Origin of the sequence: Spirosoma panaciterrae DSM 21099 (assembly GCF_000374025.1) — a bacterium.
GTDB classification, from domain to species: Bacteria; Bacteroidota; Bacteroidia; order Cytophagales; family Spirosomataceae; genus Spirosoma; species Spirosoma panaciterrae.
In genome coordinates this window covers 56,947-77,844 of the sequence record NZ_KB893193.1, presented here as the reverse complement: position 1 = coordinate 77,844, position 20,898 = coordinate 56,947, and the positions used below count along the sequence as shown (strand labels likewise).

The window sequence follows — 20,898 nt, the reverse complement described above, 5'->3', positions numbered from 1 at the left end:
ACGCTTTTCTACAATCCTACCGAAGCGCCTGCCCGATTTTACTGCAAAACCCGCGTAGTATACCGATCCACAATGTCGCTCGGATGAATCTCCAGCACATTGGCCAGCACCAGCAGCACGAGCGTTCGGGAGGCAATCCGACGCGATATTCCGGCGATAGAGGCAAATAAATCGACCGTGATGCTGTTATGTTCACCAAGGTGTTGCATCAGCATACGCTCCTTTTCGCCATAGCTGAAGCGAATGTTTCGTTCGGCCTGCTCGCCTTTCAAAATCTCGCGCACTTCCCGACTGGCCTGCACCGACTTATCGCCCACGCGCACGTAAGCCTTTTTATCGTCGGGATTGGTCGGGTCGGGAATAATGTAATGGGGGCGTGTGGGGCTGCGCGGCACGCGAATCACAAGCACTTCGCGCTCGTCGTAGAGTTGTACACGCTCGATGGTGTAGGAAATTCGCGGAAAACAAAATTTGTTGATAGCCCGGACGAGTAGGTATTCGTCTTCATCGGCATATTTCAATCCCGGAATCGACTTGTCGTCAGCGACGCCGATGAGCATGATACCGCCATTTGTATTAGCGAAGGCTACCACGCCCCGAATGATTTTCTCGGGATGATTTGTTTTCAGCTTGAACTCTAAATTGCTACCCTCTCCCCGTTTGACCAGGTTCTTGAGTGCCTGATAGTCCATAACCGATGGGTTCATCTGGTGAGCACCGAATTGCGATAAAGATACGGCTTTTCTCTAAACTTGCAAGAATATGGCCGACTTCTCTATCTTTCGTTAAAAACTGTGCCGATCTGTCTCAACTTTTCGGCTCAGCAAACCGTTAGCAAGGCATAAGACGTACGAAAAAGCGGTAGGTCTTTTTGACTAATTCTAATCAGATAACATAAAAATGCTGGTAAACGTTGCGTTGGTTTTAGGGACTTTCCTCTTTATGGAAGGGGTTGCATGGTTTACACATAAATACGTAATGCATGGTTTTCTGTGGAGCTGGCATCGCGACCATCACAATCATCATCCTGGCTTCTTTGAACGAAACGATTTATTCGCGGTAGTGTTTAGCCTTACGGCCATAAGCCTGATCCTGATTGGTGTGGAAGTCCCATCGCTAAGCTTTCTTACCTGGATTGGTGCGGGGGTTACGCTGTATGGCTTTTTCTATTTCGTTTTTCACGATGTTATCGTACATCGGCGGGTAAAAGTGAAGATCAACACCGACGGACGATACATGCAGCGAATCATGCGGGCGCACTACATTCACCATAAAGTGCATACCAAACAGGGAGCCGAAGCCTTTGGGTTTTTATACGCGCCTAAGAAATACGATCGGCCAGTCAAAACCCCGAGTTCGAAGCCAAAACCCACAGCCTAATCAAGTTGATGCATAAAAAAGGCGTAATCCTCATGGAGTGGATTACGCCTTTTTTATGGGGAGCGGCTCGAACAACTCAGTATTCATCTTCATTGAAGAAGAAGTCGTCTTTGGTTGGATAATCTGGCCAGATTTCTTCAATACTTTCGTAAGGCTGACCGTCATCTTCGAGCTCCTGTAAATTTTCAACTACTTCGAGGGGCGCACCAGAGCGAATTGAGTAATCAATCAACTCATCTTTAGTGGCAGGCCAGGGGGCATCTTCCAGGTAAGACGCAAGTTCGAGTGTCCAGTACATAGTGTGTTCGTATTTTTGTCTATTTTTTAGTAAGGGTGCAAAAGTAAAAAAACCGTTAATATGCAAGCTATTTTACGCAAAAATGTTCGTTACCGTTGCCCCATTGGGATTTAGGCGATTAACGCGAAATTATTTCTTTTGTTTCAAGTTCAAAATTTACTCTCTAAGGTTTGCGGTAGCAAGTTCTACTTAATGCGTACCTATCTTGAGCCGCCAATGTTAAAATCGAAATCTATGCTCGTCGAAATCTGCGCCTATTCGCTCACTTCCTGCCTAACGGCTCAACAGGCTGGTGCCGGACGAATCGAACTATGTGGCGGTTTGCCCGAAGGGGGCACGACTCCCAGTGCAGGCCTTATTCAACTGGCGCGAAACAAGTTGCGTATTCCACTGTACGTTATGATTCGGCCACGAGGTGGGGATTTCCTCTATTCAGACCACGAACTGGCCGTTATGAAGGCCGATATAGAACTAGCCAAAGCAGCAGGAGCCGATGGACTTGTTTTTGGCTTACTAAATGCCGATGGTACCGTTGATGAAGAGCGAACACGCCACCTGATTGAATTAGCCCATCCCTTGCCGGTCACCTTCCACCGGGCTTTCGACATGACCCGCGACCCGCTTGAAGCGTTGGAAGCTGTAATCCGAACAGGCGCCGAACGCATTCTTACGTCGGGGCAGCAACCGACCGCAGAGCAAGGTGTAGATTTGCTTCGGCAACTTACTCAACGGGCAGCCGGGCGTATCGAAATTATGGCGGGCGCTGGGGTTAACGCCCGCAATGCAACGCTATTGATCGAAGCTGGCGTTGATGCCTTACATCTGAGTGGCGGTCAGAAAGAAGATAGTGGTATGCTTTATCGACAGCCTGCCGTATCCATGGCCTCGGCTATTCCTGGCGAATACGAGCATATCGAAGCGAATGCTGAGAAAATTCAGGCGGTTATACGTAACGTGGTGGTACGGCATCCCGGCATCTAGTCCGCATAGTCTTGATTAAAATGTAAGTATGCGGACAAGATGCCGTACCACCGCATTACAGGACAATGGCCCGGTTGCCTGAAATAAACACCCGGTCATTGAACACCAGTTTGAGGGCCTGTGAGAGTACTATTTTTTCGACATCCTTGCCTTCCGTCGCCATATCGGCGGCCGTATGCCGATGGTCTACCTCTTTCACGTTCTGAGCAATAATGGGGCCTTCGTCCAGGTCGTTATTGACAAAGTGTGCCGTGGCTCCGATAATCTTGACCCCTCGCTCATAAGCCTGCCGGTACGGGTTGGCCCCAATAAAAGCGGGCAAAAACGAATGGTGTATATTGACAATGCGATTCGGAAAATGACGCACAAATTCGGGTGTTAGTACACGCATGTATTTAGCCAGCACCACATATTCGGGCTCATAGATCGCCATAGTTCGCAGAATAGCCGCTTCATGCTCCTCGCGGGTCTTACCCTCATGCGAAATGTAATGAAAAGGAATGCCAAACTTGCTGACCAGCGGTTGTAGTACATTGTAATTACTGACTACGGCCAGAATATCGGCATCGAGTTCATCGAACGCATAGCGAATCAGCAATTCGCCCAGGCAGTGGTGCTCCTTCGTAACCATAACGACTATGGCTTTCTTCCGTTTCGGATTTAGCCGAAACGAAATTTTTCCGCTATTGGCCGAATCGGGCAGCGTTGTTTGTAGCTCATGTAATAACGCAGCCTTGTCGAATGTGTCGGGCGCGACCCCGGCCTCAAACTCTGTCCGCATAAAAAACTGCCCGGATGGACTCACGTACTCGTCATTGTGAATGATATTGAGATTATGCCGAAACAGTACACCCGTAACATGATAAATCAGCCCTTTACTGTCAGGCCCGTCCATGAGTAATATGTGCTTGTCAGACTGAGTCATACTTCCTTTTGAATAAATTGGCTAAAAGTAGCGATTACCAACCGTTTATTCCTTTATTTTGGGCCATAAGCCTTCATCCTATGGTAAATCGACGTCGTTTTCTGACGCTTAGCTCACTTGCTGGGCTCTTTCCATCCTTCTCGTTTCGCTCGCCACAATCGCCTGTTGATAAAGCAGCCATCACCCATCCATCTACGAATGCTCTACCTGCCAGCATTGGCCCACTGGTCATATCTACCTGGAAGCAGCCTAAAGCGAATGCAGCCGCGCAGGCGGTATTAGACAAAGGCGGACGCGCTCTGGAGGCCGTTGAAGCGGGTGTTCGCGTACCCGAAGCCGACCCAAACGATATGAGTGTGGGGTATGGTGGCCGACCCGACCGCGATGGGCATGTTACGCTGGACGCCTGCATCATGGACGAAAAAGGGAACGCCGGGTCGGTTACGTTCCTGGAGCATATTATGCATCCTATTTCGGTAGCTCGCGCAGTTATGGAAAAAACTCCTCACGTGATGCTTAGTGGCGAGGGAGCCCTCAACTTTGCGCTCTCGCAGGGCTTCAAGAAAGAAAATCTATTGACCCCCAAAGCCGAAAAAGAATGGCGCGAATGGCTTAAAACGGCCAAATACAAACCCATCGCCAACATTGAACGACACGACACCATCGGCATGCTGGCGATCGACGGTCAGGGCAATATTTCGGGGGCCTGTACAACGAGTGGACTGGCCTACAAGATGCGCGGCCGGGTAGGTGATTCGCCTATTATCGGGGCAGGCCTTTTTGTGGACAACGAGATCGGTGGCGCCTGCGCTACTGGGCTAGGCGAATTAGTGATGCGGACCTGTGGCTCATTTCTGGTAGTTGAACTGATGCGCCAGGGCCGTACTCCCCAACAGGCTTGTGAGGAAGCCGCTTTACGGATCGTTAAAAAGCAGGATTATAAAGACATACAGGTTGGTTTTATCGCTGTCAATAGGCAAGGTGAGTATGGGGCTTACAGCATTCAGCCAGGGTTCAATTACACCGTATCGCAACAAAAGAAAACGCAGGTTACCGACGCAAAATCATATTTGAAATAAACAAGTTTTTCTTTTATTGTTTATAGTACTTAATTGCCACCCAAATCGGCATTTATCCGTACTGAACTATTAAAATCGAGAAATACATTGGAATCGGTATTTTCAACATCGAAGCGGAAACTCCTACTCGAAATCGCCTGGGAGGTATGTAATCAGGTAGGAGGAATTTATACAGTTATCCGGTCGAAAGTGCCAGCAATGGTCGAAAAATGGGACGATAACTATGTGGCCCTGGGCCCGTACTTCCCCCAACGATCAGCCGCTGAATTTGAACCCATCACTGACGCTGACGAAACAGAAATTGGGCAAACTGTCCGGAAAATGAGACAGTTGGGCTACGGAGTGGAATACGGTTACTGGCTCGTCACGGGGCGGCCCAGGGTTGTCTTGTTCGATATTAATAGTATTAGCGTTGAACAGCTCAATGAGATCAAAACGCAGTTGTGGCTAAAACACCAGCTTTCCACCCTGAACGTTGAAGACCTTGTTAATCAGACCATTGCCTTTGGTGAGATGGTCCGGCTGTTTATTACCCTACTGGCCGAAGACCATGCCCGTCGGGTAGACTTTGTCGCGCATTTCCACGAATGGATGGCCAGTACCGGCCTGCCTGACCTACGTCGCGATAACGTAAAAGTAGCGACGGTCTTTACCACGCATGCCACCATGCTTGGTCGGTATCTGGCCCAGAATGAATCCGGTTTCTACGGCAAGCTCCCCTTTTTCGACTGGAAACGCGAAGCCCAGCATTACGGCATCGAAACCCAGGCTACCATTGAGCGACTGGCTGCTCTGCAATCGCATGTATTTACGACCGTGAGCGATGTAACGGCCCGCGAGTGTGAGGTTTTCCTGGGAAGAAATCCCGATCTGGTTTTACCCAACGGCCTCAACGTTACCCGGTTTGCTGCCGTCCACGAGTTTCAGAATCTTCATGTCCAGTACAAACAGAAGATTCATGAGTTTGTGATGGGCCATTTTTTCCAGAGTTATTCGTTCGATCTGGAAAAAACACTCTACTTCTTCACATCGGGTCGTTTCGAGTTTTCTAATAAAGGCTATGACCTAACCCTCGAAGCCCTCGCCCGACTGAATTACCGGATGCGCCAGGCCCATATGGACACTACGATTGTGATGTTTATGGTGACCAAACAGCCCTACACATCCATCAACCCCGATGTTCTTCACTCGCGTGCGTTACTGGATGAGATTCAGGATACCTGCGAAAGCATTGAGAAACAGGTTGGCGAACGGCTCTTCCATGCGGCTGCATCCAATACACAAAGTACAACGCTGCCCGATCTGAACAGCTTTGTTGATGAGTACTGGCGGCTTCGTCTCCGTCGAACGGTCCAAAGTTGGAAAACCAAACATCTTCCACCTTTCGTAACCCACAATCTGGTGCAGGAAGATGATATGACCCGATTTATTCGGCAGGCTAATCTGGTCAATAATGAATATGACCGGGTCAAAATCGTTTACCACCCCGACTTTATAGCTTCCACCAATCCATTGTTTGGGCTTGATTATAGCCAGTTTGTGCGGGGGTGCCACCTGGGTATCTTCCCAAGCTATTATGAGCCCTGGGGATATACACCACTGGAATGTGTGGTACGCGGCATTCCAACCGTCACGAGCGACCAGTCCGGCTTTGGCGATTTCATCATGCAAATCATGCGTGATTACGAAAACCGGGGCATTTATGTCATTAACCGCCGGACGCAGTCATTCAACGAAGCGGCTGACCAATTAGCTGATGTGCTATACCGTTTCGTCAAAATGGCCCAACGCGACCGGATTAAGCAACGAAATCTGGTCGAGAGCATTGCCGATGTATTTGACTGGAGCAGCCTCCGTTCGTATTACGACACCGCCCATGATCTGGCCCTAAAACGGAAGAAACCTTAATTTTACAAGTCGTTAGGAGCGAAGAGAGCAGCGATAATGGCTGGGCCAAGTTGGCTGGCGTAAAAAAATGCTGCCGGATGGATTCTAGCTGCTCGCTCCCTGCTCCTAACGACTCAGCTTTATAATGATTAAAATCGGCATTATTAATGTGTCTGACCGGGCTTCTGCGGGCATTTATGAAGATATCCCCGGCAAAGCGGTGGTGAGTCTATTGACCGAATGGCTAACCTGCGCCTGGGAACCCGTTTACCGAATCATTCCTGACGAACAGGATCAGCTCGAAGCCACGATGATCGAGTTGGCCGATGAAGAAGGCTGCTGCCTGGTTGTAACAACGGGTGGTACTGGCCCAGCCCCCCGCGATGTAACGCCCGAGGCCACCGAAGCCGTTTGTCAGAAAATGATGCCGGGTTTTGGTGAACTGATGCGTCAGGAAAGTTTGAAATACGTTCCTACAGCCATTCTATCCCGTCAAACGGCCGGCATTCGAAATCAGACACTGATTCTAAATCTGCCCGGTAAGCCTAAAGCCATTGGCCAATGCCTGTCGGTTGTTTTTCCTGCCATCCCCTACTGCATCGACCTCATAGGCGGCCCTTATCTGACAACGGATGAACGTAAGATGACGGTTTTTCGACCGAAGTGACGTTCCCAAACCTGCAATTCCGTTTAAAGTTACTGTTATAGAGGATCTGCAATTATGCCTCTTTTGTGTTCAGCGGCATGATCCGTAATCTCATCCTAAAAGGAGCCTTTAAAGCGAATATATACCCTGGTTAGGCGAGCTGGTCATCCTATCCACGGATGTACATCCAGCAGGTAACACTAATAATACGGTTCTTCAACCCACCTTTCGTTGCCCAAAAACTAAGATAGAACTCAATCCATTTGTTCGGGTGGGTCACGTCTTTTTATGGCCAAATAGGGTTCGGGATTTGTATCGGGCAGGCAAATCGATGTCCAACAATGTTTTCTTACTACATTTGAAAAACGACTATTAATGAATGATTTTTATGACCACTATCAAAAACTCCACTCAAGTCTTTAAATGCTTTGTTCTGGGCCTGGCGGGCCTGTTCATTACTAGTATTGCCCTGGCCCAAACTACCGGGACGGCCATCACGCTAGGTGGTAAAACCATTCATACGGTAGGGAAACTACCCGCTGTGGGAACGTCGGTCAAAGAGGTCACCTTAACCGGGGTCGACCTGAAGGACAACTCGTTGGCAGATTATAAGGGCAAATATGTGATCATGAATATTTTCCCCAGTGTAAATACCGGTGTGTGCTCCAAATCGGTACGAAAATTCAATGAGGATGCCGCAGGGCTAAAAAACACCACTGTACTCTGCATCTCCAAAGACCTACCTTTTGCACAAAAAGCTTTTTGTGGCGCGGAAGGCATTAAAAATGTGGTTATGCTTTCGGATTTCAGAACAGATTTTGGCCATTCGTATGGCGTGCAAATTGCCGACGGCCCTATGAAAGGTCTGCTAAGTCGTGCGGTCATTGTGGTGAATCCCGAAGGGAAAATCGTCTACGAACAACAGGTGCCGGAAATAGGGCAAGAGCCTGATTACGCTGCCGCACTTGCTGCTATTAAGTAGCCTTTTTAAGAATTTTCTTCGTCAATAGCTGCCTATTCATTAGCGGTTACCAGTAGCCTGAGGGTTACGGCCAGGTAATGACCATTTTGCGGACACAGTGATTGTTTTTATCGACAGTGAACACCTCACCCCGCTTGTTGACGACCATACCATCGACGCTATGCTGCGAACCGGGTGACACGTCGGCATAATCAGCAGAGACCAGATGGTGTGTCAGATCGTAAACGTAGTTGTTGGTGGTGACCAGACAGAGTGACTCACCGCTATGGTCGGCAAATAGCAGTTGTTGGCTATGGGGTCGAAAGCTACATGCGAGGGCCAGAAAACCTTGGCCTGACCTAAGCGGCAGTCTTTATTGTAGCCAGTACCCATCCCTATGTAGGTTGAAACGGTGCCATCGGGCGTGATCTGGCGAATGGCATGGTTGTTATAGTCGGGCAGGTAGAGGTTGCCCGACTCGTCGAGCGTCAGGTTATTGACCGTGCAGAACTGAGCGGCCGTGCTTTTGCCATCCACTAAGTTGCACGCGTAATCGTCGGGGCGGTATTGTCCTGCCAGTGTCGAAACGGTGCCTGTCGCCAGATTCACCTTGCGAATCAGGCGGTTCAGTTCGTCGGCTATATACAGATTCCCGGCTTTATCCATCGCAATGCCCGTGGGTTTGTTGAACTTAGCCTGGGCCAATGGGCCATCCCGGAAGCCGAACGAATAGCCGCCCTTCGGATCAGGTCCACCACTCAGGCGCGTCACCTGCCCGGCGGAGCTGATGCGGAAGATGCCGTTGTCGAAGCCCCGCGCATCGCCACATTCAATAGCATAGATCGTCAGCCCGTCGCGCGGGTCCACGCAAAGATCAGTGATTGAGCCCAGGCCCCTGGCAAAGATTGTTACGTTGCCTGCCGGATCAATTTTGCGAATTACGCTGCCGCCGTAGTAGCTCTGAAGCTGGTCGATAACATAGAGATTGTCGTTTTTATCGATGGTAAGCTGGCAAGGGTAGCTGAACTGAGCCGCCGTGCCTTTGCCGTTGGCATAGCCCTCGCGGGTGTCAGTGCCAGCGAAGGTCGTCAGCGTTACAGAAGGTAGTTTACCATCCTCCGACGGACCATCCGGCGAAACCGGGTCGGCTGCTTGTCTGGAACAGGATAAGGCCATGCCACACAAGGTGAGCAGAATGATTTTTACAACGAGGTTCATAGTCATAGTTGTTGTCATAAGCAAAAAAATGGCGTTTGACGGCAAGAAGCTCGGCTTAGTTGATACGCCTGACGCGAAAAACGCCCTGAATGTCTGAGGTTCCCCGAGTTGGGTTGGCCGGCTGCGTGGTGTCGACCCAGCCAGCAGGCTGCACCGTGAACGTACCGTAGAGGTAGGTTTCATCACGTCCCACAAGCTGGATTGCCCCACCACTCAGAGAAGGCGCTGTTCCGTACCGATGCTGATACAGCCGTTTGCCGGTGGTTAAGCTAAAGATCACCTGGGCGTCAGTCGTCCATCGGAACGTACCGAGTGACCCGCCCGTCCAGCCCAGCGCTACGTAGTCAGAGCCGCTTTTACCTTCGATGACGTTCTGGGTGCTGTTGAGCGAAACGCCACCTGCGAAGGCCCGCCAGGCACCGTTATCGACGCTTACCCAGATACCCTCCCCACTGGTGGGGATTGACCCCGACCCTGCACTTTCACCCACGATATAGATGTTTGACGTGAGCCGGGGGCTTGCGTAGGTCTTCTCCCCGATCGTTACTGGCACATTCAGATCAACGTTGACGATGGCCGGGTTTCGGGCCGGTAGCTGACGTGGTGCCGTGTAGGTAGCCTGGTTCATTGACGCATGCGTAAGGTCTCCCTGGCCAACAAGTGTCCACCGGCTGACATACTTGGCTTCTACCCGCGTTGGAGCCGGTACGACCACATCGCCTGGGGCCGTCGGAGGCAGGTGATACCAAACGCCCAGTTCCACTGATCCACCAGGTACGACGATGGCCTGAGCGGGGTCGAGGTGTATGGCTTGGAACAAACTCCAGTCGCTAAAGTGTGTTGTCTGTACGGTTAGGCCCCTGGTCGTCGTGTCGAGGCCGCTCGTAACGGAAGTGTGCCAGTCGCCTTTTGTGGTCTGGTATGCCACCCGCAGGAATTCGGGGGCCGAACCATGTATGTCGGCCTCTGTGTATTGCCAGCTAATGGTGACGGGTTTAGCAAAGGCGAGACCGTGCGGCAACAACCGAAACGCTGTTCCTGTACTCCCGGGGCAGTAACTTTTGTCGAGCGCCTGCACCGACACGGTTTGGCTGTTCGAGAGTGCTCCGGTGGGTATCTGAATGCGTATTCGTTTGTCAGCCGACTCAAGCGTACCTCCCCCTGGGCCGATGGTAGCAGTGGCGATCGGGCCCGTAGGTGCTGCTACGGGCGTAATAGTCTCCGAGGAATTAGCTTCCGGGTTACTGTCTGAGTCGTCTATGGGTGTAGGAATATCGCTGTTGTGTTGGCAACCCGCCAGGGCAGCCGCCAGCAGCAGCGAAACGAAGGGAATGCCTAACTTCATGGCTCACATGTTGTTTACGGAGCCAAAGTTGACAAACGGCTAGCAGAGGGCTAACCTCAATTCCCACGAAACGGAAAAACAAGACGATGAAGCTACCTGAACGAGCGAATCCAGGTAAAATGGACTTTGAGCTTACCTCAAAACGTCTGGCTAAAGCTGATAAAATGGAACGCCTTTCCATCTCCCTCAGGAAGTTTTTGGTGAGATCGTATCCATTTGTGGCATTATACATTCATAAAGCCAAAGAGGCTATGGCTCCCCCTTCAAGCCATGTATTTTTTACGGTATTCAATCGGTGATAAGTCCGTTACCTTCTTAAAAACCTTCCGAAAGGCATCAATGTCCGTGTAGCCCGTTTCATAGATAATTTCATTGATGGTCTTCAACCCCGCTTCTAACTGCTTTTTGGCAAACTCGACCTTCACCCGTTGCGCATATTCCACGACGGTATTTCTGGTTCGCGCTTTAAACCGCCGTTCAAAGCTTCGCCTGCCAATGCTGAGCTTTTGGCACAGACGATCTACCGTCCAGTTGGTACCAGGCTCGTTTTCAATCAGGTTCTGGGCTTTTAGGATCAGTTCATCGCCATGCTGTTTCTGGCCCATGAAAATCGCATAGGGATTCTGGCTTTTGCGGTCAAGATCAATTTCAAACATCTTAGCAGCCAGAATGGCCATGTCCCGCCCCAACTGTTTTTCGAAAAGATAGAGGATTAAATTCAGGTAAGAAAACCCACCGCCACATGTATAAATGCCGCGCTCGTCGGTGATGATCCCATCGTCGACAACGTTTACACGTGGAAAGAGTTGTTTGAACTCATTAACGGCTGCCCAATGCACAGCGCATTTCCTACCATTCAATAAGCCGGTTGAGGCCAAGAAAAACGAACCAACGCACAGACAAAGTATTTCTGCCCCCTGGTGATACTGATCGATCAGCCAGTCCGCATATGGCTGATTGTGCTCGATAGCCTGTTTAAAATCGCCACAAAGCAGCGGTACCACCACCACATCCGTTTTTCCAGGCTCGTCAATGAGTCGATCGACCTGTAGGATATAGCGCCCGCTGGCTAATTCAGCAGTTGGGGCCAGTCCAACAACGTCGATCTGGTAAACGGGAGCTTTTCCCTGATAACGCATAAAGTCATTAATACGACTGAAGAGTTGATGCGTAGTATCTATACTGGAAAGGGTGGCTTCGTAAAGCGGCAGGATAGAGACGTGCTTCATTGGGGTCAAAGTATGTGGCAAAACTAAACTATTGGCTTGTCGCATTCAACCGGTAAGAATGTCGTTTTTACCCGGCGATTAACCTCTGGTGAGACGATAGCTTTGCGCTTTCACCAAATATCATTAATCCATGAAATCCGTCGAAATCATTATGCTGGCCGTGGCCGATAAGCAACAAGCCAAAGACTTTTATCTAAAACTCGGCTTTGAGTTGGTAATTGAAGCCCCGGACGCGCACGGTCAAACGTGGCTACAAATGGGATTACCCGGTACCAACACAACCATTTCTCTAGCCGATTTTCAGGGTATTATCTATGAAACAGCCGATATTGAAGCCGAGATCAGCGAGCTGAAGGGTAAAGGAATCGATGTTGGTCCGATTAATAAAACCCCTTGGGGCCAATTCGCCTGGCTGAAGGATTTAGATGGTAATCAATTGTGTCTGCATCAACACTAAAGAAGGGCAAGCGCTTACTGGGCATCTTTGAGTATGAGCGAAACGAATATTGCTGGTATGTTTGATCGACAGGCCAACTTTCTGGCAGGGTGGGCTTGCATACCTAAAGCGCATCAGCCAATCGTACTGAATACCTATAAGGAAACTTGATAGCTATCCCACTGATTTCTAATCGTTTAAAAAAGAGAACTTGAAGAGACGGCTTATTTCAAGTATTTAGTCTGGCATTTCATACTTTGGCTAATCTGTATGAGATTATAAAGCAATAGGACACTATTTCGGTGAAACGACCGAATTATTGATACGCCAATCGCTCTTCATCTCATTCTGGGGAGACTTTTCGTAAAAATCCTTTATTTGCATAGGTTAGTCCATTTATAGATGACATTCGACCCCAACAATCCCATCATCCAACTCTGCGCCAGAGGCATGGAGATAGAAGCTGACAGTCCAGAACAGGCCAAACGTCTTTTCTCACAGGCATGGAGTATGGCCACCACCCAGCTAGAAAAGTTTACAGCCGCTCATTATTTGGCCCGACATCAGGACTCTCCGGCTCAGAAATTAGAGTGGGATGTAAAAGCCTTACAATTAGCCCTGCAAATTCAGGATGGTAGCCTGACTTCCAGCTATCCATCCTTGTATTTGAATATAGGAAAAGGATACGAAGACCTGGGTGATTTAGACCAAGCAAAGCACCATTATCAAGTGGCGCTTTCGTATGCAGATCATCTGTCAGCTGAAGGGTATGGAAAGATGATCCGGCAAGGCATCGAAAACGGTTTGCAGCGGTTAAAAAACCAGGGCTAGTTTGTCTGTTTCTTAGTGTACTGGCCTACCCAACGGGAGCAATAAAGCTCCGGTTTATACCAGGAGACGCGTTTCGTCTTATTCGGGAGTGATTAATGAGCCGGATTAGCGTAAGGCTTCGCATGTTGGGTAAATTGTTAACCGCTAACAGCGTGTTATAATAGAATTTATGGTGTCTCTGCTCGAAACCAATCGACTACGTATCCGGGAGTATCGCCCCAGTGATTTACTCTCGATTCATCAGTATGCGAGTCAACCCATCGTGGTTCAATACCAAAATTGGGGGCCAAACAGCCTAGAGGATACCTATGATTTTTTACAGCAAGTCCAGCACAATAGAGGGCTTGCTCCGCGTATGAGCTATGAACTTTGTATTGAACGAAAAGAGGACAAGCAGCTAATCGGTGGCTGTGAATTGGCTATTAGTTTAGAAGATCACTCGATTGCAACAATGGGGTATATCCTTAACCCGCAGTTTTGGAATCAGGGTTATGCCACTGAGATCAGCAGCGAATTACTTCGATTTGGGTTCTCCCAGCTAGGCTTACGGCTGATCCGGGCCACCTGCGATGCTCAAAACAAGGCATCCATACGCGTTCTGGAAAAGAGTGGCTTTCATCTGGAGACTACCCTGGTGGACGATTTTATGCAGAAAGGGACGATGCGAACGACACTTGTATACATTAGCCTGAATAGGCATAAACAGACTGGAAATCTCAATTGAGCTGTCGTTGAAAAGTAGAATTACACAGTCTTCTTTATCGTATTTGGGAGCAATTAACAAGATCAAGCCAATGGTCATTTTAATCGGACAATATGACGCTAGAGTAAGCCAGGCCCCATCCTGGGCTGTATGAATAGGGCACCTCATCTTCAGGCGAACAGAAAATCAGATCGATAAATTAGCTAAGCAGGGTAAACCGGCAAACTCAATGGAGCCATGATGGTTAAAGATCTGTAGCTTACTTTTACGCCTGTATGATTGGTGATCCTGAATCGCTCGATAATGAATCCATTTTCCGTGCCCTGGTCATGGAATCTCCTATTCCTATAGCCTTATTGGTGGGTCGGCAGATGATCATCACCGTTGCCAATGAGCCACAATTGGCCGTATGGGGAAAAGGGGCTAACGTTTTCGGAATGCCCTTAGCCAAAGCCATCCCCGAGATGGAAGGACAGCCATTCCTGGCTATCCTGGATGAAGTGTATACCACTGGCGTCACGTTCGCTACCAACAATACCCCCGCCAATATGGTGATCGATGGGGTGAGTAAGACAGTATACTTTGATTTTTCGTTTAAACCCCTGCGCAATCAGCAAGGTGCTGTTTTTGGCATCATTGCAACCGGCGTCGAGATTACGCAACAGGTAGCTGCCCATCAGGCCCTACTGCTGCGAGAAGATCAATTACGGCAGCAGTCGGCAGAGCTGGATCGACAAGTGGCCGAGCGAACCCAACAATTGGAAGACTCGATTCAGGACTTGAAGCGATCGAACCAGAACCTCCAGCAGTTTGCCTATATCGCTTCTCACGATTTACAGGAACCCCTTCGCAAAGTCCAGCAGTTCGGCGACCTGCTTCAAAATCAATACCGCACTGAGCTGGGAGAAGGCATCAATTACCTGGAGCGTATGCAGCAGGCAGCTCGTCGGATGTCGAGTCTGATTCGAGATTTATTGACTTTTTCGCGCATTTCCACTCAGCGGAATACCAGTCGAAGCGTTTCACTCACCACCATTATGGAGGCCGTATTGCAGAATATGGAGCTGCTCATCCAGGAAACTGGAGCGATTATCCAGGTTAGTGATTTACCTCAGGTAGCGGGTGATGCTTCTCAATTAGAGCAATTGTTCCAAAACCTGGTCAGTAATGCCCTGAAGTTTCACAAGCCCGGGGTTGCTCCTCAGATTCAGATTATATCGAGTCGGGTAGCAGCCAATGATATACCGATCCCATTCAAGCCTCATCCAATGGCTAATGGTTACTATCGGATTGAGGTCATCGACAATGGGATTGGCTTTGAAGAGAAATACCTGGACCGCATTTTTATGGTGTTTCAACGCTTACATGGCCGGAGTGAGTTTGCCGGCACGGGCATAGGCCTGGCCATTTGCGAGAAAGTGGCTTTGAATCATGGGGGCTGGATAAGTGCCCAAAGCCAACCGGATCAGGGATCAACTTTCAGCGTGTATCTGCCTGTATAAACGAGGTTGCCTTGCGAGCAAAAAGAAAGCCAGACGACGCGAAGTCACCTGGCTTTTGTTTCGTTTACTCGAGCAGTTATTAGTTAACATCAGGTGCTTTTCACAGCATCCCCGTCGAGCAACGATTACAGAGATAAAAACGATTTTCCACAGAAATTGTTTTCAGAAGTCGAAAATTGACTCATAATTTTTCAAAATAGTTTGCCCCTTAATCTAGTTAGTCATCTTATCTCTGGCGGGAGCATTTTTGTAAGAAAATGTCGTTCACCGTAGTTTGCTGAGTAATTCGTAGATTGGCTACCTCAAGTAGCCCAGTTTGCCAAGCCACTTCCTGATGACCAACCCACAGGCACTCAGCCGCTTCTACCTTACTCTGGTTCCCTTTTTAGCCGCTATTGTGGCATTAACAATCGGACACAGCAAGCCCCAACTCTATCTACCTATCTGGCTAGTTCATCTCCTCCTAATGGTCGTTGCCGTTTGGCGTTTGGGGAAAAATAGCCTAACCAGCCTCGATCCTCAACAAAGGCAACGAGGTACCATTGCTTTACTAGTGATCATCCCCTGGCTCTTTTTTACCGTGTTTGCGGGCATGGGACCTCCGCCCACTTCCATTCCCGACTGGGTAGCCACCGCTACCGAACAACAGATTCGCTATGCATTGTTAATAGCAGGAGGAATTTCAATCACGGCTGGATTTGCCTTACTAGCTAACCAACTTCGACAACGCGGAGAGAAAACGTACTCCTTACTTGGCCTACTGGCTATGGGTATTGCACTCCCTTTATTTATCCTGAACATGGCGTATTGGGGAAGCTTTTTAGTCGAATCGTTCACTCACTTTTCAGCGGCCTCGATCGCCAGGCGACCCGATTGGTATTTGGCCATGCGAGCCCTGTTTAGCTGGATCAGCGGGATAGAGGTTGCCCTGTTTTATTTGGCTAGTGCTGGTTTTGCGCAATCTCTACAATCGGTTGGCTGGTTCAAGCCCAGGGCTTGCCGACTATATCTGATCGTCAGCCTGGTTGGCGCTTTGCTGAGTGTGTTACCCTCCTTTTCGGTTGAACCACTGGCAATTGCCACCTACTTAGTATCTATTCCTGCTTTTCCCTTTATCATACCCTATTTGATGGGGCTTCATTTATTAAACCTGGCGAATCGTACACGTACTATAGTTACATAAAGCGAATCTATTATACGCTCTTTTGTCTCATAGCAGGGAGGGTAATTCTGAGACGGATCTATACGAGCAGTTAACCTGAAGTTTTTGTACTTTAGCTGACATACAAGAGATACTAAAACAGAAAAGCTCAAGCTTCATGTTATTCACCAAAGTCGATAGCCCTATATTCCTATATGAAAATTATCCTAACCTCAGTGTTCGTAATCACCCTTTCAGGCTTATCAGTATTCGGTCGTTCAACAGCCGTTAGCAGCAAGCCCGATTCAGTTCCCGCTCAACAACGATTTCACCTTAAGCAGGCTTCTACTACTAGCCCCAATCAACAGCCGTGGAATACTGTATTTTTCTATCCAGCCAAGAGTCAATCAGGCAATGAAATCAATCTACCCGTTGGATTTAATCAAACGACCGTACGGCTCAGTTCGGGGGATCGCGTGCTTCAAGTCGATGAGGATTACGTGTTCGTTCCGAACGCCAATCGCATCCGCGTGTTGGATGAGGATGCTCTGACCTCACAGCAGCCTATAAGGATTACTTACCAAAGAGTAGCTAACGCAGTTGATAAACGGTTGATGTTACGCTATAGGCCTTAGCTTATCACAATGTGTATTACTAAGTAGGATGTTTATTTGGGAAAGCTGATCTTCCCCATCGATACCGTCGGAACGCCCTGTCGCTCACCAAATGAGGTGTTGCCCCCAGCCAGACTTTCGTTTGCCAGCACAGCAAAAAGGACAGCTTCTTTCGCATCACCATCTATACCCAGATCGTCGGTACGCCCGAACGTGCAATCAGGCAGCAATTGCCGTAAGGTTTCGGTCAGAACCGGGTTGTGCATTCCCCCCCCACTCATATACACACGATACGTTTCATTAGGAACCATAACCCGCCTGATCGAATCAACAATCGTTTCGGCACTGAATCGCACCAGTGTAGCCATCAGGTCAGCTTCCGACAGATTTGTGGTTTGGCTACGGGTTTGGGCCTCCTCTACGTAGGGAATATTGAACACCTCCGGCCCAGTTGTTTTAGGAAAGGGAGCGCCGAAAAATGGGTTCTTTTTTAAGGCACCGATCAGCGCTGAACTCACCTGGCCCTGCATAGCCAGCCGCCCATCCTCATCATACGGCTTGTGCAGAAATTTGCGGGCATAGGCATCCAAAAGGGTATTGCCCGGACCTGTATCGGTTGTAAAAACAGCATTGGCATCACCATTGGCTGGGAGATAGGTAAAATTAGCGATCCCGCCCATATTTAGCAGGATTCGGTTTTCGCCCGTTTTTGTAAACATGAAGTAGTCGCCATACACGGCCAACGGGGCCCCTTCGCCCCCAAGTGCGATGTGCTTTTGCCGAAAATCGCTGAGGGTAATAATCCCGGTTGTGGCCGCTACATGATCCCCGTCACCGATTTGTAGGGTAGCATTCGGGAACTTATCCCGCCGATGCTGGCTTTTGGGGGCGTGATAGACCGTTTGCCCGTGGCTGGCAACTATGTCGATTTCGGCTGGACGAATAGCCCAGCTTTGCAGGCATTCCAACACCATTTGCCCATGCAGCCGCCCAATGAATGGATTCAGCAAACAGAGCTGTTCAAAGTCAATGACCGATTTTGCAAAAATGGTGCGAATGTCGGTTTTTAGGTCCTCTGGATACGGCACCGTAGCAAAGCGTTCTACAAAAACCGTGGTATCCGAACCACTTCCGGCAATACGACACAGGGCTACATCAAGGCCATCGAGCGATGTGCCTGACATTAGCCCGATAATTCTACGCTCATTTTTTTGAGCAATGGTATATAAGTGCTGGATTTGTGCGTTCATAGTTAGGTAACTATCCACTAATTTTGGTTAATTCGTAAGAACGGCTGTTAATAAATGGAATTCTGGGGTAACGAACAATTTACCTTCTTCGAAAGCATTCTATTTTCGGCATTGGGTAAACCGGTCGATGTTTTGGAAACCCAGTTTCTATCTGGGGGCAATATTAATACCGCAGCCCGTGTATTTTCGACTGAAGGCGTTTTCTTCATTAAATGGAATCAAAGTGACGGGCATCTCGAGCAGGATATGTTCGAAACAGAAGCCCGTGGGCTCGATTTACTTCGGCAAACTCATACATTCCCCATTCCTGAGGTCATTAGTTTCGGCCAGTTTCAGGATAAATCGTATTTGATTCTGGAATACATTGACTTCGGCAAACGCCCCAAAAACTACTGGGAAACTTTAGCGCAACGATTAGCCTCCTTACATGCCCATACGCAGCCGCAATTTGGACTCCATTTCGATAATTACATTGGCTCTTTAACCCAGGCCAATCCGCTAACTCACAACGGCTACGACTTCTTCTTCGAACAGCGGCTACTCCCTCAGGCAGGTCTGGCGCTTTATAAGGAGTTGCTTTCAAAGCAAACCTACGACGCTCTGCTTCGCTTACGCAACCAGTTGCCCAATCTGCTGCCCAACGAGCAGCCTGCCTTGTTGCATGGCGATTTATGGTCGGGCAATGTGCTTGTCAATGAAGATGGCTTCCCCGTTCTGATCGATCCCGCTGTCTATTATGGCTTCCGGGAGGCTGAGCTGGCGTTCACAAAACTCTTTGCCGGATTCGATGAGCGTTTTTACGATGCGTACGACGAAGCATTTCCTCTGGTAAGTGGTTTCAACGAGCGCGTGGCTATCTACAATTTATACCCATTACTCGTTCATGTGAATCTGTTTGGCTCCGGTTACGTTAGTGGCGTAGAACGAATATTGAAACAGTTTTAAAGTCGTTAGTGGCTAGCCATCAGTCAGTAGTGATTCATTAAATTACTATTGACCGATGGCTAGCCACTAACGACTGACAACTTTTATGGACATTACTTCTTTTGAGCAGTTCGACCTGAATCGGCAACTCCTGAATGCGGTGGCAGAACTAGGTTATACAGAGCCCACGCCTATCCAGCAAAAAACGATTCCGCTAAGTCTTGGCAATCATGATGTGTTGGGTATTGCGCAAACAGGTACGGGCAAAACAGCCGCTTATTTGTTGCCCCTGCTGATGAAAATCAAGTACCCGCAGGGATCAAACCCCAGGGCCTTGATTCTGGCTCCCACGCGCGAACTGGTTATCCAGATCAATCAGGCCGTCAGCGAACTGGGAAAATATACAGGGCTGCGCCATCTGGCTCTATACGGTGGACTTGGCCCTAAAACGCAGATTGAAACCCTTCAGCAGGGCGTCGATTTGCTGGTAGCTACGCCCGGTCGGTTTATGGATCTGTATCGGATGGGTGAGATTGTCACGAAAGACATCCGCACCATGGTCCTGGACGAAGCCGACAAAATGATGGATATGGGTTTTATGCCCCAGATTCGGTCGATCCTGGAAGTAATTCCGACCAAACGCCAGAATCTACTGTTTTCAGCCACCTTTGGCGGGCGGGTAGAACGACTCTCGGCGGAGTTTCTGGAGGCCCCTATCAAAGTAGAAGTAACTCCACAGGCATCTACTGCCGATATGGTCAGTCAGGTGCTTTATGAGGTACCAAATTTTCGAACCAAGATCAACCTGCTGGACTACCTGGTTAGTAAGGATGCCTTTCAGCGCGTTATTGTCTTTGCTCGTACCAAAGAGACCGCCGAGAACATCTATAAATTTCTGGCACGCAAAGTGATAGAGTCCGATAAGATTCGGGTTATCCATGCCAACAAAGGCCAGAATGCGCGTATCAATGCGATGGAGGCTTTCAAAGAAGGCAACATCCAGGTATTGGTTGCTACCGATGTGGCTGCCAGAGGGATCGACGTTGCCGAAGTTAGCCATGTTATCAACTTCGATCTGCCGTTAATTTATGAAGATTATGTGCATCGCATCGGTCGTACAGGACGAGCCAACCGATCGGGTGAAGCCATAACGTTTCTGACAATGGCCGAGGAGTATCATGTGCAGAAGATCGAAAAGATTATCCGCATGAGCATTCCACGGAAGCCGCTTCCAGCCGAAGTAGAGGTTACGGAAACGCCTTTCGATGAGCAGCAAGCCATGCTTCGGCAGGTTGATGAACAACGGCGAAAAGAAGATCCTACCTTCCTGGGGGCTTTTCATGAAAAAAAAGCAAAAAATTTACCGGGTGGTAAAACAAAATTGACCAACAAAAACAAGCCGGGTGGTGCCAAGAAAGTGGCCTCTTCGTTGAAAGGACAGGCTTCTGGGACTCCAAGACGTAAAACCGGGACACCGTCAGGCAATAAAACAGGTACAGGCAAAGGCTCAGGATTTCGGGGAGGACGACGTTAATTTGCCCGTAATGT

The 20,898-nt window shown here is 49.0% G+C and carries 22 protein-coding genes; 14 read left to right on the top strand and 8 right to left on the bottom strand.

Features of this window, described 5'->3' with window-relative positions; translation table 11 throughout:
* Nucleotides 1–38: 38 nt before the first annotated feature.
* Complete coding sequence (locus B153_RS0120375; protein WP_020598594.1) at nt 39–707, bottom strand: AlbA family DNA-binding domain-containing protein; 669 nt, start codon at nt 705–707, stop codon at nt 39–41.
* Nucleotides 708–900: 193 nt separating this feature from the next.
* Between B153_RS0120375 and B153_RS0120370 the strand changes: the two genes are divergently transcribed.
* A complete protein-coding gene (locus B153_RS0120370; RefSeq protein WP_020598593.1) occupies nt 901–1,380 on the top strand; it encodes a sterol desaturase family protein in 480 nt (159 codons plus the stop codon).
* A gap of 76 nt (nt 1,381–1,456) precedes the next feature.
* Here B153_RS0120370 and B153_RS0120365 read toward each other — a convergent pair whose 3' ends face one another.
* Complete coding sequence (locus tag B153_RS0120365) at nt 1,457–1,678, bottom strand: DUF2795 domain-containing protein (RefSeq protein WP_009284883.1); 222 nt, start codon at nt 1,676–1,678, stop codon at nt 1,457–1,459.
* Between the two features lie 234 nt (nt 1,679–1,912).
* Here B153_RS0120365 and B153_RS0120360 point away from each other — a divergent pair, with 234 nt between their 5' ends.
* Entirely contained in the window at nt 1,913–2,659 is a 747-nt protein-coding gene (locus B153_RS0120360) for a copper homeostasis protein CutC (protein WP_020598592.1), read from the top strand.
* Between the two features lie 55 nt (nt 2,660–2,714).
* Here the strand turns inward: B153_RS0120360 and purU are convergent, their stop codons facing one another.
* The gene (purU, locus tag B153_RS0120355) at nt 2,715–3,584 is read right to left on the bottom strand and encodes a formyltetrahydrofolate deformylase (protein WP_083928229.1); all 870 of its coding nucleotides are present in this window, start codon (nt 3,582–3,584) and stop codon (nt 2,715–2,717) included.
* Nucleotides 3,585–3,664: 80 nt separating this feature from the next.
* Between purU and B153_RS0120350 the strand changes: the two genes are divergently transcribed.
* From B153_RS0120350 to tpx, 4 genes are all read left to right on the top strand, one after another.
* Nucleotides 3,665–4,663, top strand: coding sequence for an isoaspartyl peptidase/L-asparaginase family protein (locus tag B153_RS0120350; RefSeq protein WP_020598590.1), 999 nt, complete (start codon nt 3,665–3,667; stop codon nt 4,661–4,663).
* A gap of 87 nt (nt 4,664–4,750) precedes the next feature.
* Nucleotides 4,751–6,571, top strand: coding sequence for a glycosyltransferase (locus B153_RS0120345; RefSeq protein WP_026262310.1), 1,821 nt, complete (start codon nt 4,751–4,753; stop codon nt 6,569–6,571).
* Nucleotides 6,572–6,695: 124 nt separating this feature from the next.
* On the top strand, nt 6,696–7,217 hold the full coding sequence (mog, locus tag B153_RS0120340; RefSeq protein WP_020598588.1) for a molybdopterin adenylyltransferase: 522 nt from the start codon (nt 6,696–6,698) through the stop codon (nt 7,215–7,217).
* A 367-nt stretch (nt 7,218–7,584) separates the two neighbouring features.
* Complete coding sequence (tpx, locus tag B153_RS0120335) at nt 7,585–8,178, top strand: thiol peroxidase (protein ID WP_157634762.1); 594 nt, start codon at nt 7,585–7,587, stop codon at nt 8,176–8,178.
* 64 nt (nt 8,179–8,242) lie between these two features.
* Here tpx and B153_RS38800 read toward each other — a convergent pair whose 3' ends face one another.
* From B153_RS38800 to B153_RS0120320, 4 genes are all read right to left on the bottom strand, one after another.
* The gene (locus B153_RS38800; protein WP_342664817.1) at nt 8,243–8,326 is read right to left on the bottom strand and encodes a hypothetical protein; all 84 of its coding nucleotides are present in this window, start codon (nt 8,324–8,326) and stop codon (nt 8,243–8,245) included.
* A gap of 65 nt (nt 8,327–8,391) precedes the next feature.
* A complete protein-coding gene (locus B153_RS35525; RefSeq protein ID WP_020598586.1) occupies nt 8,392–9,375 on the bottom strand; it encodes an NHL repeat-containing protein in 984 nt (327 codons plus the stop codon).
* A gap of 55 nt (nt 9,376–9,430) precedes the next feature.
* Nucleotides 9,431–10,720: a hypothetical protein gene (locus B153_RS0120325; RefSeq protein WP_020598585.1), complete on the bottom strand. Its 1,290-nt coding sequence runs from the start codon at nt 10,718–10,720 to the stop codon at nt 9,431–9,433.
* A gap of 263 nt (nt 10,721–10,983) precedes the next feature.
* The gene (locus B153_RS0120320; protein ID WP_026262308.1) at nt 10,984–11,949 is read right to left on the bottom strand and encodes a GlxA family transcriptional regulator; all 966 of its coding nucleotides are present in this window, start codon (nt 11,947–11,949) and stop codon (nt 10,984–10,986) included.
* Between the two features lie 130 nt (nt 11,950–12,079).
* On the opposite strand from B153_RS0120320, the gene B153_RS0120315 reads away from it, so the two are divergent.
* From B153_RS0120315 to B153_RS0120285, 6 genes are all read left to right on the top strand, one after another.
* Nucleotides 12,080–12,406, top strand: coding sequence for a VOC family protein (locus tag B153_RS0120315; RefSeq protein WP_020598583.1), 327 nt, complete (start codon nt 12,080–12,082; stop codon nt 12,404–12,406).
* A gap of 381 nt (nt 12,407–12,787) precedes the next feature.
* Nucleotides 12,788–13,216: a hypothetical protein gene (locus tag B153_RS0120305; RefSeq protein ID WP_020598581.1), complete on the top strand. Its 429-nt coding sequence runs from the start codon at nt 12,788–12,790 to the stop codon at nt 13,214–13,216.
* A gap of 169 nt (nt 13,217–13,385) precedes the next feature.
* Entirely contained in the window at nt 13,386–13,940 is a 555-nt protein-coding gene (locus tag B153_RS0120300; protein WP_020598580.1) for a GNAT family N-acetyltransferase, read from the top strand.
* Between the two features lie 254 nt (nt 13,941–14,194).
* Entirely contained in the window at nt 14,195–15,421 is a 1,227-nt protein-coding gene (locus tag B153_RS0120295) for a PAS domain-containing sensor histidine kinase (protein ID WP_020598579.1), read from the top strand.
* 334 nt (nt 15,422–15,755) lie between these two features.
* Nucleotides 15,756–16,604: a hypothetical protein gene (locus tag B153_RS0120290; RefSeq protein ID WP_020598578.1), complete on the top strand. Its 849-nt coding sequence runs from the start codon at nt 15,756–15,758 to the stop codon at nt 16,602–16,604.
* 173 nt (nt 16,605–16,777) lie between these two features.
* Complete coding sequence (locus tag B153_RS0120285; RefSeq protein ID WP_020598577.1) at nt 16,778–17,197, top strand: hypothetical protein; 420 nt, start codon at nt 16,778–16,780, stop codon at nt 17,195–17,197.
* Nucleotides 17,198–17,229: 32 nt separating this feature from the next.
* Here B153_RS0120285 and B153_RS0120280 read toward each other — a convergent pair whose 3' ends face one another.
* On the bottom strand, nt 17,230–18,426 hold the full coding sequence (locus tag B153_RS0120280) for an anhydro-N-acetylmuramic acid kinase (protein WP_026262307.1): 1,197 nt from the start codon (nt 18,424–18,426) through the stop codon (nt 17,230–17,232).
* Nucleotides 18,427–18,480: 54 nt separating this feature from the next.
* On the opposite strand from B153_RS0120280, the gene B153_RS0120275 reads away from it, so the two are divergent.
* Entirely contained in the window at nt 18,481–19,371 is an 891-nt protein-coding gene (locus B153_RS0120275) for a fructosamine kinase family protein (RefSeq protein WP_020598575.1), read from the top strand.
* Nucleotides 19,372–19,456: 85 nt separating this feature from the next.
* Nucleotides 19,457–20,884 (top strand): DEAD/DEAH box helicase, encoded by a 1,428-nt coding sequence (locus B153_RS0120270; RefSeq protein WP_020598574.1) that lies wholly within the window; start codon nt 19,457–19,459, stop codon nt 20,882–20,884.
* Nucleotides 20,885–20,898: the final 14 nt, after the last annotated feature.

What these genes read in the sequence shown, in the direction of transcription:
- B153_RS0120320 (WP_026262308.1), bottom strand. Translation starts at nt 11,949, where the DNA reads ATGAAGCACGTCTCTATCCTGCCGCTTTACGAAGCCACCCTTTCCAGT.
- B153_RS0120285 (WP_020598577.1), top strand. Translation starts at nt 16,778, where the DNA reads ATGAAAATTATCCTAACCTCAGTGTTCGTAATCACCCTTTCAGGCTTA.
- B153_RS0120325 (WP_020598585.1), bottom strand. Translation starts at nt 10,720, where the DNA reads ATGAAGTTAGGCATTCCCTTCGTTTCGCTGCTGCTGGCGGCTGCCCTG.
- B153_RS0120275 (WP_020598575.1), top strand. Translation starts at nt 18,481, where the DNA reads ATGGAATTCTGGGGTAACGAACAATTTACCTTCTTCGAAAGCATTCTA.
- B153_RS0120305 (WP_020598581.1), top strand. Translation starts at nt 12,788, where the DNA reads ATGACATTCGACCCCAACAATCCCATCATCCAACTCTGCGCCAGAGGC.
- B153_RS0120360 (WP_020598592.1), top strand. Translation starts at nt 1,913, where the DNA reads ATGCTCGTCGAAATCTGCGCCTATTCGCTCACTTCCTGCCTAACGGCT.
- B153_RS0120365 (WP_009284883.1), bottom strand. Translation starts at nt 1,678, where the DNA reads ATGTACTGGACACTCGAACTTGCGTCTTACCTGGAAGATGCCCCCTGG.
- B153_RS0120290 (WP_020598578.1), top strand. Translation starts at nt 15,756, where the DNA reads ATGACCAACCCACAGGCACTCAGCCGCTTCTACCTTACTCTGGTTCCC.
- mog (WP_020598588.1), top strand. Translation starts at nt 6,696, where the DNA reads ATGATTAAAATCGGCATTATTAATGTGTCTGACCGGGCTTCTGCGGGC.
- B153_RS0120315 (WP_020598583.1), top strand. Translation starts at nt 12,080, where the DNA reads ATGAAATCCGTCGAAATCATTATGCTGGCCGTGGCCGATAAGCAACAA.
- B153_RS0120295 (WP_020598579.1), top strand. Translation starts at nt 14,195, where the DNA reads ATGATTGGTGATCCTGAATCGCTCGATAATGAATCCATTTTCCGTGCC.
- B153_RS0120350 (WP_020598590.1), top strand. Translation starts at nt 3,665, where the DNA reads ATGGTAAATCGACGTCGTTTTCTGACGCTTAGCTCACTTGCTGGGCTC.
- B153_RS0120270 (WP_020598574.1), top strand. Translation starts at nt 19,457, where the DNA reads ATGGACATTACTTCTTTTGAGCAGTTCGACCTGAATCGGCAACTCCTG.
- purU (WP_083928229.1), bottom strand. Translation starts at nt 3,584, where the DNA reads ATGACTCAGTCTGACAAGCACATATTACTCATGGACGGGCCTGACAGT.
- B153_RS0120280 (WP_026262307.1), bottom strand. Translation starts at nt 18,426, where the DNA reads ATGAACGCACAAATCCAGCACTTATATACCATTGCTCAAAAAAATGAG.
- B153_RS35525 (WP_020598586.1), bottom strand. Translation starts at nt 9,375, where the DNA reads ATGAACCTCGTTGTAAAAATCATTCTGCTCACCTTGTGTGGCATGGCC.
- B153_RS0120370 (WP_020598593.1), top strand. Translation starts at nt 901, where the DNA reads ATGCTGGTAAACGTTGCGTTGGTTTTAGGGACTTTCCTCTTTATGGAA.
- B153_RS0120300 (WP_020598580.1), top strand. Translation starts at nt 13,386, where the DNA reads ATGGTGTCTCTGCTCGAAACCAATCGACTACGTATCCGGGAGTATCGC.
- tpx (WP_157634762.1), top strand. Translation starts at nt 7,585, where the DNA reads ATGACCACTATCAAAAACTCCACTCAAGTCTTTAAATGCTTTGTTCTG.
- B153_RS0120375 (WP_020598594.1), bottom strand. Translation starts at nt 707, where the DNA reads ATGAACCCATCGGTTATGGACTATCAGGCACTCAAGAACCTGGTCAAA.
- B153_RS38800 (WP_342664817.1), bottom strand. Translation starts at nt 8,326, where the DNA reads ATGGTCGTCAACAAGCGGGGTGAGGTGTTCACTGTCGATAAAAACAAT.